An 11053-nucleotide genomic window follows, 5' to 3' on the forward strand; every position below is an offset into this window, starting at 1 on the left:
GCGACCGTCGCGGCGGACGCCAGCGCCTCGGCGTGCCCCAGCCGCTCGGCCTCCTCGGCCAGCTCGGCGTCCTCTCCGGCCCGGGGCTCCACGGCGGCGATCTCGTCGAGCCCGTAGCGCAGCAGGTCGGCTTCCTGCGCCCGCTCACGCGCGCGCGTGGTGATCTCCTCCAGCTCGGCGGAGACGGCCCGCAGCCGCTTGTACGCCTCGGTGTACTTGGCGAGGGGCACCGCGACGGCGTCGCCCGCGTACCGGTCGAGCGCCTGGCGCTGCCGGGACAGCTTCAGCAGACCCTGCTGGTCGGTCTGGCCGTGCACGGCCACCAGGTCGTCGGCCAGCTCGGCGAGCAGCCCGACGGGCACGCTGCGACCGCCCAGGTGCGCCCGGGAGCGGCCCTCGGCGGAAACGGTACGGCTGATGAGCAGGGCGCCGTCGTCCAGCTCGGCCCCGGCCTCCTCGGCGCGTACGACGGCGGCGGCGCCGGCGGGTACGGCGACCCGCCCCTCCACGACCGCCCTGTCCGCCCCGATCCGCACGAGCGCCGGGTCCGCCCGGCCGCCGAGCAGCAGCCCCAGGCTCGTGACCACCATGGTCTTGCCGGCACCTGTCTCACCGGTGACGGCGGTGAACCCCGGCGACAGCTCGACGACAGCGTCGTCGATGACCCCGAGCGACCGTATCCGCATCTCCTCCAACACGGAACAGACCATACGAGGTCCGGGGCGGGGAGTGCACATGGCCCGCCCTTGTCACTCCGAGGAGTGGTGCGGCGCCCCCCGCCATCCGGTCGTCGGCAGCGCGAACTTGGCGACCAGCCGGTCCGTGAAGGAGGAATGGTGCAGCCGGGCCAGCCGCACCGGCACGGCCCCCCGCCGCACCTCCACCCGCGCGCCCGGCGGCAGCTCCACGGTCCGCCGCCCGTCGCACCACAGCACCCCCGGCGGGACGTGCGGCAGCACCTCCACCGCCAGCACCGAGTCCGGCGAGGTCACCAGCGGCTTCGCGAACAGCGCGTGCGCGCTGATCGGCACCATCAGCAGCGCCTCCACCTCCGGCCACACCACAGGGCCCCCGGCGGAGAAGGCGTAGGCGGTGGACCCGGTGGGCGTGGACAGGACGACGCCGTCGCACCCGAACCCCGTCACCGGCCGCCCGTCGATCTCCAGCACGACCTCGAGCAGCTTCTCGGCGCCGGCCTTCTGCACGGCCGCCTCGTTCAGCGCCCAGTCGGTGTGCACGATGTCCCCGTTGCGGTGCACGACGACGTCGACGGTCATCCGCTCCTCGACCTCGTAGGACCGGGCGACCACCCGGTCCACCACCCGGTCGAGGTCGTCGCGCTCGGCCTCCGCGAGGAACCCGACGCGCCCGAGGTTGACGCCGAGCATCGGCACCCCGGAGGCCCGGGCGAACTCGGCCCCGCGCAGCAGCGTGCCGTCACCGCCGAGCACGATCAGCAGCTCGCACCCGTCCAGGCACTGCGGGGTCGCCTCCTTGACGAGGGCCACCTCGTCGGGGAGCGGCAGGTCGCGCGCCTCCTCCTCCAGCACCCGCACCCCGATGCCATGCCGCAGCAGGCCCTTGACGACGAGTTCCGCACTGCGGATCGCCGCGGGCCGCCCGGTGTGGGCGAGCAGGAAAACAGTACGCGCCAGGTTCTGTGTCAACGCGGCCCCTCCGCCACTGCACGGTCGACGTCGGCCGGGTCCACCTGGGGTGCGCCCGCCCGCAGCCAGAGAAAGTACTCGACGTTCCCCGAGGGGCCGGGCAGCGGACTGGCGGTGACACCCTGCACCCCGAGCCCCAGCTCCCAGGCCTTCTCGGCCACTGCCCGCACGGCCTCCGCCCGCAGCTGCGGACTCCGTACGACACCCCCGCTGCCGAGCCGCTCCTTCCCCACCTCGAACTGCGGCTTGACCATCATCACCAGGTCGGCGTCCGGCTTCACGCACCGCTTCAGGGCGGGCAGCACCAGCCCGAGCGGGATGAAGGACAGATCGCCCACGACAAGATCCACAGGTTCCCCATCGATCGCCTCAAGCGTCAACTCGCGTACGTTCGTACGGTCCTTGACGGTGACGCGTTCATCGCTCTGCAGGGACCAGGCGAGCTGGCCGTAGCCGACGTCCACCGCGACGACGTGGGCGGCGCCCGCGCGCAGCAGGACATCGGTGAAGCCGCCGGTGGACGCGCCGGCGTCCAGCGCGCGCCGGCCCTCGACGACGAGTCCGTGCGGCACGAAGGCCGCCAGCGCGCCGGCGAGCTTGTGCCCGCCCCGGGAGACGTACTCCGGATCGGTGTCGTCGGCCTGGACGACGATCGCCGCCGCTGCCTCCACCTGCGTGGCCGGCTTGGTCGCCACGGTCCTGCCGACGGTGACCCGGCCGGCGGCGATCAGCTGGCTGGCGTGCTCGCGCGAGCGGGCGAGCTTCCGGCGGACCAGCTCCGCGTCGAGACGGCGGCGTGCGACTCCTGCCACGTTCGGTTCAGCTCCTGCTCTGGTGGTACGGCGGAGGGGGTGCCGGAGGACCCGGGCGGGCGTCGAGCGCGGTGAGCGCGTCGCGCAGCCCCCGGTGTACATCTTCGTACACCTCCAGGTGCCCGTCGGTGGCGAGGTGGTCGGCGTCGGCCAGCCGCTCCAGCAGGGCGTCGGTCCCGGCGTCGCCGGTGGGGGTACGGGGGACGTTCAGGGGGGCGGGCGCCGCGGGGTCGTACGCGGGCGCCGCCTCGGTGCCGATCTCGGCCTCGGACACGGACTCGCTCATGCCCAGACGCTACCCCGAACCGCTGGGGTACCGTCGGGGCGATGGCCACGATCGAGGAGTGCCGGCGGGCACTGGGGAAGCTTTCGGACAACATGCGGGGCGCCGGGGGTGACGTCCACGCGGCCGCCGCGCTGGACCGCTCGGTGAGCTGCCACATCACGGACCTGGACGTCACCTTCGCCGGCCGGCTCACCGGCGGGCGGATCGAGGTGGACGAGACCCTCACCGGCCCTCCGCCCGGCCGGGCGGAGATCAGGCTCGCCATGGCCGGGGACGACCTGGTGTCCCTGGTGAACGGCGAGCTGAACTTCGCGACCGCCTGGGGGTCGGGCCGGGTGCGGCTGGAGGCGAGCCTGCTGGACCTGTTCCGGCTCAGGAAGCTGCTGTGACCCGTGCCTTCCGCGCGGCCGGCACCACCAGCGGGGTCCCCGTCTCCGGGTCGTCGATGACCTGGCAGCGCAGCCCGAAGACCTCCTCGACCAGCTCCGCCGTGACGATGTCGTTCGGGGCGCCCTCGGCGATCACCGTGCCGCCGCGCAGGGCGATGAGGTGGGTGGCGTAGCGGGCGGCGTGGTTCAGGTCGTGCAGCACCGCCACCAGGGTCCGGCCGTGTTCCTCGTGCAGTTCGGCACAGAGATCGAGGACGTCGATCTGGTGCTGGATGTCCAGGTAGGTGGTCGGCTCGTCCAGGAGCAGCAGCGGGGTCTGCTGGGCGAGCGCCATGGCGATCCACACCCGCTGCCGCTGCCCGCCGGACAGCTCGTCGACGTACCGCTCGGCCAGCTCGGCCACGCCGGTCCGCCGCATCGACTCGTTCACGACCCGCTCGTCCTGCGCCGACCACTGGCGCAGCAGGCCCTGGTGCGGGTAGCGGCCCCGCCCGACGAGGTCGGCGACCGTGATGCCGTCGGGTGCGACGGACGACTGCGGCAGCAGGCCGAGGGTCCGCGCGACCTGTTTCGCGGGCATCGACTGGATGGCCTGCCCGTCCAGCAGCACCCGGCCCCGGCTGGGCCGGAGCATCCGCGACAACGCCCGCAGCAGTGTGGACTTGCCGCACGCGTTGGGACCGACGATCACCGTGAAGGAGTTGTCCGGGATCTCCACCGACAGCTGCTCGGCGATGACCCGCTGGTCGTAGGCGAGGGTGACGTTCTCGGCGGACAGGCGGTTCACGGTGCTCCTAGGGGTGTTCGGGGGCGCGGCGACCGGGTCCGGGCCCGGCGCGCGCCTCATATCCGGCCCGCCCGGCGCTCGGTGACCAGCAGCCACAGCAGGTAGGCGCCGCCGAGGACACCGGTGACCACGCCGACGGGCAGCTGGTCGGCGCCGAAGGCGCGCTGGGAGGCCCAGTCGGCGGCGACCAGCAAGGTCGCCCCCATGCACAGCGAGGGCACCAGGTTGGGGCCCGGCGAGCGGGTCAGGCGGCGGGCGAGCTGCGGCGCGGTCAGGGCGACGAAGCTGACGGGGCCCGCGGCGGCCGTGGCGGCGGCGGTGAGCAGCACGGCGGAGACCATCAGCAGCAGCCGGACGCGCTGCACCCGCACGCCGAGCGCGTGGGAGACGTCGTCGCCCATCTCCATCATCCGCAGCCCGCGCCCGTTGGCGAGGACCAGCGGGACGACGACGGCGCACAGCCCCAGCAGCGGCCAGACCTGGTCCCAGTCCCGGCCGCCCAGCGAGCCGGTCATCCACACCACCGCACGGGTCGCGTCGACCAGGTCGGCCTTGGTGAGCAGATAGCCGTTGACCGCCGTCATGACCGCGTTGACGCCGATGCCGACCAGCACCAGCCGGTAGCCGTGCACACCCTGCTTCCAGGCGAGGGCGTACAGGGCGAGACCGGTCGCCAGGCCGCCCGCCAGCGCGCCGATGGTGACCTGGGAGGCGCTGCCGGACAGCAGCACGATCACGACCAGCGCGCCGGCCGTCGAGGCCTGGGACAGGCCCAGCAGGTCGGGGCTGCCGAGCGGGTTGCGGGAGACGGACTGGAACAGCGCGCCGCCGAGGCCCAGGGAGGCACCGACCAGCAGGCCGACGAGGACCCGCGGCAGCCGCAGTTCGTTGACGATGAAGTCCTGGTACGCGGTGCCGTTCCCGGCGAGCGCGCGCAGCACGTCGGCCGCCGGGATCTGCGCGTCGCCGGTGCCGATCAGGGCGACGCCCGCGGCGCAGGCGGCGGCCAGCAGCAGCAGGACGACGACCAGGGCACGCGGCTCCAGCCGCAGGGAGAACCCGCCGGGCATGCGTACGGCACGGCTCTTCGAGGGTGTCTTCACAGCTGGGCCGTCCTCCGCCGTCGTACGAGCAGGATGAAGACCGGGCCGCCGATGAGCGCGGTGACGATGCCGACCTGCAGCTCGGCGGGACGGGCCACGACCCGGCCGACGACATCGGCACCGAGCAGCAGCACGGGCGCCAGGACCATGGCGTACGGCAGGATCCAGCGCAGGTCGGGGCCGGTGAAGGAGCGCACGACGTGCGGGACCATCAGGCCGACGAAGACGATGGGGCCGCAGGCGGCGGTCGCGGCACCGCACAGCAGCACGGCGGCCAGCATGGCCAGCGCGCGGGTGCGGTCGAGGTGGGCGCCGAGGGCGCGGGCGGTGTCGTCGCCCATCTCCACGGCGTTGAGCGGCCGGGCCAGCACGAGCGCGAGCACCGTGCCGACCGCGATGAACGGCAGCACCTGGGTGATGGTCGGGTAGCCGGCCGAGGCCAGCGAACCCACCGTCCAGAAACGCATCTTGGCCAGCGCCGCGCCGTCCATGATCATGACGGCTTGGAGGTAGCCGTACAGGGCCGCGCTGATCGCCGTACCGGCGAGCGCGAGACGCACCGGGGTGGCGCCGCGGCTCCCGCCGAGGAACCACACCAGCGCGCCGACCGCCGCCGCGCCCAGGAACGCGAACCACACATAGCCGGTGAGGCTGGTGACGCCGGCGTAGGTGACGGCGGTGACGACCGCCGCGGAGGCGCCGGCGTTGATGCCGAGCAGCCCGGGGTCGGCCAGCGGATTGCGGGTCAGCGCCTGGAGCACCGCGCCGGACAGACCGAGCGCGGCACCGGCCAGCAGGCCGAGGACCGTACGCGCCAGCCGTTCGTCCACGACGACGTCGCCGTACGTCCCCGTGGCGTGGAACAGGCCGTGCCAGACCTGGTCAAGGGACAGCGCCTTGGCCCCGATCGCGATGCTCGCCGCGGCGACGAGCGCCAGGAGCAGGACCGAGAGCAGGAGCCCCAGGGCCCGCGCCGCCCGGCGGGTCGGGGGCGCGGGGGAGGTCTCCGCGCGCGGTTCCGGAGGACTGTCGACCAACACGAGGTTAGGTTAGCCTACCCTCGCATCTCTGCTCGATACCCGGTCGCCGGGATCCCCGCCCGCACCCCCTGAGACTCCGTCAGAGACCCAGCCTGGCCAGCGACTTCTCCCCGTCCAGCCGACAGGCACCGTCCCCCGCCGCCGTCCAGGCCGCCGCGCACAGCGCCCGCAGCCCGTCCAACGCCCCACCGTCACCCGTCAGCTCCAACCGGTCCGCCCCGGCCGTCGCCGTCCACCCACCGCAACGGAAACCATCACCCTCCCGGGTGATCTCCGGCTGCCCGGTGAGCAACCCGCGCAGATCGGCGTCGACATACGTCGGCCGGTGCTGCGGCGGCGCCGCCAGCAGCTGCGCCCCGTCGGTGACACCCGTCAGCACCAGCAACGAGTCCACCCCGCCGTTGAACGCGCCCTCGATGTCCGTGTCCAGCCGGTCCCCGACCACCAGCGGCCGCTGCGCACCGGTCCGCAGGATCGTCTCCCGGTGCATCGGGGGCAGCGGCTTGCCCGCGACCTGCGGCTCCGCACCCGTCGCGATCCGCACCACCTCCACGGCGGCACCGTTGCCCGGAGCGATGCCCCGCCCGCTCGGAATCGTCAGGTCCGTGTTGGACGCGAACCACGGCACACCGCGCCGCACCGCGTACGACGCCTCCGCGAACCGCCCCCAGGGCAGATCCGGCCCGCCATAGCCCTGCACGACCGCAGCCGGGTCGTCGTCCGCCGACTCCACCGGCACCAGCCCGCGCTCGCGCAGCGCCACCCGCAGCCCCTCACCGCCCACCACCAGCACCCGCGCCCCCGCCGGCACCTGCTCGGCGATCAGCCGCGCCACGGCCTGCGCCGAGGTGATGACGTCGTCCGCGCCCGCCGGTATGCCCAGCTCCGACAGGTGCCCGGCCACCGCGTCCGGCGTCCGCAGCGCGTTGTTGGTGACGTACGCCAGACGCATCCCGCCCGAGCGGGCCGCCCCCAGCGAGTCCACCGCGTGCGCGATCGCGCGTCCGCCCGCGTACACCACACCGTCCAGATCGAGCAGCGCCGTGTCGTACGCCTCGCTCAGGGGCCGCCCACTGCCCATCGGCTCCGTCCTGACGCCCTGGCTCATGTCCACATCGCTCCTCGTTCACTCGCCTTTCCCCCGATCATCCCGCACGCCCCCGGCACACGTACGATGCCGGGATGAACACAGCAGGTCACTGGGAGGCAACGGCGCGTCGAGGCCTGGAACTGACCCCGTTCCGAGGCCTCCGTTACGACCCCGACCGGGTCGGCAGCCTCGCCTCCGTCACGTCCCCGCCCTACGACGTCGTCGTACGCCCCGACGGCCTGCACCACCTCCAGTCGGCCGACCCGTACAACATCGTCCGGCTGATCCTGCCCCAGGCCGGCTCCCCCAGCGCCCGCACCGAACAGGCCGCCGACACCCTGCGCCGATGGCTGGACGAGGGCGTCCTCACCGCCGACCCTGAGCCCGGCCTGTACGTGTACGAGCAACGGGACGGCAACGGCATGCTCCAGCGCGGGGTCATCGGCACCCTGCGGGTCACGGAGCCCGGCGAGGGCGTCGTGCTGCCGCACGAGGACGTCATGCCGCCCGTCGTCGCCGACCGCGCGGCCCTGATGCGCGCCACGCGCGCGAACCTCGAGCCGCTGCTGCTGAGCTACCGGGGCGACGGCACGGCGGCCGAGGTCGTGGAACGCACGGCGGACCGTCCGCCCCTGCTGGCCACCACCACCGAGGACGGCTTCCACCACCGCCTGTGGTCCGTGACCGACCCCGACGACCTGGCCCGCATCCGGACCGACCTGGCCGGCCGCCAGGCCCTGATCGCCGACGGCCACCACCGCTGGGCCACCTACCGCCGGCTGCGCACCGAACACCCCTCCCCCAGCCCCTGGGACTACGGCCTCGTCCTGCTGGTCGACACGGCCCGCTACCCGCTGCGCGTCCGCGCCATCCACCGGCTGCTGCACGGCCTGCCCGTCGCGGACGCGCTGACGGCGGTGGACGGCCTGTTCCGGGTACGACACCTCGACCTGCCCCTGCCGGAGGCGCTGGAGGCCCTCGCGGACGCCTCCTGCGCCGGCAACTCCTTCCTGCTGGCCGGCGACGGCGCCTTCCACCTCCTCGACCGCCCGGACCCGGACCTGCTGGCCCGCACCATCCCGGCGGACCGTCCGGCCGCCTGGCGCTCCCTGGACGCCACGGTCCTGCACGCCACGCTCCTCGAACACGTCTGGCGCATCCCCGAGGACTCCCCGGCCCACATCGCCTACATCCACGACACGGCCGCGACGGTCGAGAAGGCGGAACGCGACGGCGGAACGGCCGTCCTGATGCACCCGGTCCGCGAGGAGGTCGTGCTGGACCTGGCCCGCCAAGGCGTGCGGATGCCCCGTAAGTCGACCTCGTTCGGTCCGAAGCCGGCCTCGGGGCTGGTGCTGCGGGCGCTGGAGATCTGAGCGCGCGCCGGCCGGACACAAACGAAAGAGGGCAGGCCCCCGGGGGCCTGCCCTCTTCTCGGTGTCAGCGACCGGAACCGACGTCAGTCCTCGTCGTGGTCCTTGTCGCGGTCCTTGTCGTGGTCCTTGTCATGGTCCTCCGCGGAGGCACCCTCGGACTCGACGGAACGGTCCGCCTCACCGGACTCCGCCGTCTCGCCGGGCGCGTCGACCGCGTCCTCGGCCAGGGCGTCCACGAACTCCACGCCGTCCAGCTCGGCGAGCCGGTCCGAGGCGTCCGTGCTGCCGTCCCGGTCGGCCTCGACGGCCTTCGCGAACCACTCCCGCGCCTCGCGGTCCCGGCCGGCGGCCAGCAGGGCGTCCGCGTAGGCGTACCGCAGGCGCGCGGTCCACGGCTGCACGGAGTTGGAGGCCAGCTCCGGGCTCTGCAGGGTGACGATGGCCGCGTCGAGCTGCCCCATGTCACGCCGGGCACCGGCGGCGACGAGCCGCATCTCGACCTGACCGGCCTTGTCCAGCTTGTGCACCTCGGGGGCACCGGCCATGTCCAGCGCCTTCTCCGGCCGGCCGAGCCCGCGCTCGCAGTCGGCCATGACCGGCCACAGCTCCACCGTGCCCGTCATCCGCCGGGCGGCCCGGAACTCGCCGAGGGCCTCGCCGTACTTCTGGTTCGCGTACGCGGCGAACCCGGCGGCCTCCCGTACGGCGGCCACGCGGGACGCCAGGCGCAGCGCGACCCTGGAGTAGCCGTAGGCACCCTCGGGGTCCTCGTCGATCAGCCGGGCGACCATCACCAGGTTCTTGGCGACGTCCTCGGCGAGCGTCTTGGGCAGGCTCTGGAGCTCCTGCCGGACGTCCTGGTCGATCTCGTCACCGGTGACGTCCTCGGGGATCGGCAGCCGCTTGATCGGCTCACGGTCCCGGTCCCGGTCCTCACGGCGGAAGCCACCGCCACGGCGGTCGTCCCGGCCGTCACGGCCCCGGAAACCGCCGGGCCGCCCGCCGCGGTCGCCGCGGTCACCGCGGTCGTCCCTGCGGGGTCCACGCCCACCACGGTCATCACGCCGGTCGTCACGGCGGAAGCCGCCGCGGTCACCCCGGTCGCGGTCGTCACGACGGAAACCACCACGGTCGTCACGACGGTCGTCACGGCGATCGTCACGACGGTCGTGGTCGCGGCGGAAGCCGCCGCGGTCACCCCGGTCGCGGTCGTCACGACGGAAACCACCACGGTCGTCACGACGGTCGTCACGGCGATCGTCACGACGGTCGTGGTCGCGGCGGAAGCCGCCGCGGTCGTCGTCGCGACGGTACGAGGGACGGTCACCGCCGCGCTCGTCATCGCGACGGTACGAGGGACGATCGCCGCCGCGCTCGTCATCGCGACGGTAGGAGGGACGGTCACCGGCACGGTAGGCGGGACGGTCACCACCGCGGTCGTCGCGCCGGAAGCCGCGGTCCCCGCGGTCGTCACGGCGGTCGTCCCTGCGGTCGTCGCGACGGAACGGCGGACGCCCACCGCGGTCGCCCTCGCGGCGGAAACCGCCCCCACGGCGGTCGTCACGGCTGTCGTCCCTGCGGTCGTCACGACGGTCGTTGTCGCGGCGGAAGCCACCACGCTCACCACGGTCGCGGTCGTCACGCCGGTCGTCGCGACGGTCGTCACGGCGGCCGTAGGTGCCACGGTTGTCGTCGCGGCGGCCGTAGCCGGCGCGGTCGTCGTCACGCCGGTAGGCGGGACGGTCACCACCGCGGTCGTCCCGACGGAACCCGCGGTCCCCGCGGTCCCCGCGGTCGTCGCGCCGGCCGTCCCTGCGGTCGTCACGCCGGTCGTCACGACGGAACCCGCCTCGGTCGCCGGCGCGGTCGCCGCGGTCGCGATCGTCCCGCTGGAAACCGGGACGCGCACCGCGCTCACCCTCGCGACGGAAACCGCCGCCCCGGCGGTCGTCACGGCGATCGTCACGCCGGTCGTCGCGGCGAGCGAAGCCGGGGCGGTCGCCGCCTCGCCGATCGGTGTCGCGGCGGTCGTCACGCCGGTCGTCGCGGCGGAAGCCGCCACGGTCACCCCGGTCACCACTGTCCCGTCGCCGCTGGTCGCGCTCCGGTCGGTCGTCGGGAGAGTTGGTGGACATGGTGACTCCTGTCTTCGGTACTACAAGCATTGTAAAAACAAAAGGACCCCCAGTCCCAGCTGAACGCTGGTGACCAGGGGTCCTCCAAAGATTGTTCGGCGGCGTCCTACTCTCCCACAGGGTCCCCCCTGCAGTACCATCGGCGCTGTGAGGCTTAGCTTCCGGGTTCGGAATGTAACCGGGCGTTTCCCTCACGCTATGACCACCGAAACCCTAATGGTTTCGAGCGAACAAGCACACTTTTTTGTTATGCGTTCTGCTCTAACCGGCAACGGTCGTTGCCTCAGAACTAACACAGTGGACGCGAGCAACTGAGGACAAGCCCTCGGCCTATTAGTACCGGTCACCTCCACACGTTACCGTGCTTC

Annotated in this window: 11 protein-coding genes, 1 rRNA gene and 1 pseudogene; 2 read left to right on the top strand and 11 right to left on the bottom strand. The window is 73.4% G+C overall.

Features of this window, described 5'->3' with window-relative positions; translation table 11 throughout:
* The 4 genes from IE312_RS43000 to IE312_RS33235 form a co-directional block, all read right to left on the bottom strand.
* The coding region (locus tag IE312_RS43000; RefSeq protein ID WP_229900731.1) for an AAA family ATPase at window positions 1-710 on the bottom strand (710 nt) is incomplete at its 3' end.
* A 39-nt stretch (window positions 711-749) separates the two neighbouring features.
* The gene (locus tag IE312_RS33225; protein WP_030347358.1) at window positions 750-1667 is read right to left on the bottom strand and encodes an NAD kinase; all 918 of its coding nucleotides are present in this window, start codon (window positions 1665-1667) and stop codon (window positions 750-752) included.
* Window positions 1664-2479: a TlyA family RNA methyltransferase gene (locus tag IE312_RS33230; RefSeq protein ID WP_189985943.1), complete on the bottom strand. Its 816-nt coding sequence runs from the start codon at window positions 2477-2479 to the stop codon at window positions 1664-1666. Before IE312_RS33230 ends, IE312_RS33225 begins: the two co-directional genes overlap by 4 nt.
* 7 nt (window positions 2480-2486) lie before the next feature.
* Window positions 2487-2765: a hypothetical protein gene (locus IE312_RS33235; protein WP_189985944.1), complete on the bottom strand. Its 279-nt coding sequence runs from the start codon at window positions 2763-2765 to the stop codon at window positions 2487-2489.
* 41 nt (window positions 2766-2806) lie between these two features.
* Between IE312_RS33235 and IE312_RS33240 the strand changes: the two genes are divergently transcribed.
* Window positions 2807-3154: a sterol-binding protein gene (locus tag IE312_RS33240; RefSeq protein WP_189985945.1), complete on the top strand. Its 348-nt coding sequence runs from the start codon at window positions 2807-2809 to the stop codon at window positions 3152-3154.
* On the opposite strand, the gene IE312_RS33245 is transcribed toward IE312_RS33240, so the two are convergent.
* The 4 genes from IE312_RS33245 to IE312_RS33260 all read right to left on the bottom strand — a co-directional run bounded on the left by IE312_RS33245 (window position 3138) and on the right by IE312_RS33260 (window position 7192).
* Window positions 3138-4001, bottom strand: coding sequence for an ABC transporter ATP-binding protein (locus IE312_RS33245; protein ID WP_189985946.1), 864 nt, complete (start codon window positions 3999-4001; stop codon window positions 3138-3140). The two genes, IE312_RS33240 and IE312_RS33245, sit on opposite strands and share 17 nt — an antisense overlap.
* The gene (locus IE312_RS33250) at window positions 3998-5044 is read right to left on the bottom strand and encodes a FecCD family ABC transporter permease (protein WP_370467652.1); all 1047 of its coding nucleotides are present in this window, start codon (window positions 5042-5044) and stop codon (window positions 3998-4000) included. Before IE312_RS33250 ends, IE312_RS33245 begins: the two co-directional genes overlap by 4 nt.
* Window positions 5041-6084 (bottom strand): FecCD family ABC transporter permease, encoded by a 1044-nt coding sequence (locus tag IE312_RS33255; RefSeq protein WP_189985947.1) that lies wholly within the window; start codon window positions 6082-6084, stop codon window positions 5041-5043. The genes IE312_RS33250 and IE312_RS33255 overlap by 4 nt, the downstream gene beginning before the upstream one ends.
* Window positions 6085-6163: 79 nt before the next feature.
* On the bottom strand, window positions 6164-7192 hold the full coding sequence (locus IE312_RS33260) for an HAD hydrolase-like protein (protein ID WP_189985948.1): 1029 nt from the start codon (window positions 7190-7192) through the stop codon (window positions 6164-6166).
* 74 nt (window positions 7193-7266) lie between these two features.
* On the opposite strand from IE312_RS33260, the gene IE312_RS33265 reads away from it, so the two are divergent.
* Window positions 7267-8550, top strand: coding sequence for a DUF1015 domain-containing protein (locus IE312_RS33265; protein WP_189985949.1), 1284 nt, complete (start codon window positions 7267-7269; stop codon window positions 8548-8550).
* Window positions 8551-8633: 83 nt separating this feature from the next.
* Here IE312_RS33265 and IE312_RS38225 read toward each other — a convergent pair whose 3' ends face one another.
* From IE312_RS38225 to rrf, 3 genes and pseudogenes are all read right to left on the bottom strand, one after another.
* Entirely contained in the window at window positions 8634-9449 is an 816-nt protein-coding gene (locus tag IE312_RS38225) for a tetratricopeptide repeat protein (protein WP_194532040.1), read from the bottom strand.
* A gap of 132 nt (window positions 9450-9581) precedes the next feature.
* Window positions 9582-10715: pseudogene (locus IE312_RS44335) on the bottom strand (hypothetical protein); the annotation flags it as partial.
* A 63-nt stretch (window positions 10716-10778) separates the two neighbouring features.
* Window positions 10779-10895 (bottom strand): 5S ribosomal RNA (rrf, locus tag IE312_RS33275).
* Window positions 10896-11053: the final 158 nt, after the last annotated feature.

The organism is Streptomyces capoamus, assembly GCF_014654935.1.
Classification (GTDB): Bacteria; Actinomycetota; Actinomycetes; order Streptomycetales; family Streptomycetaceae; genus Streptomyces; species Streptomyces capoamus.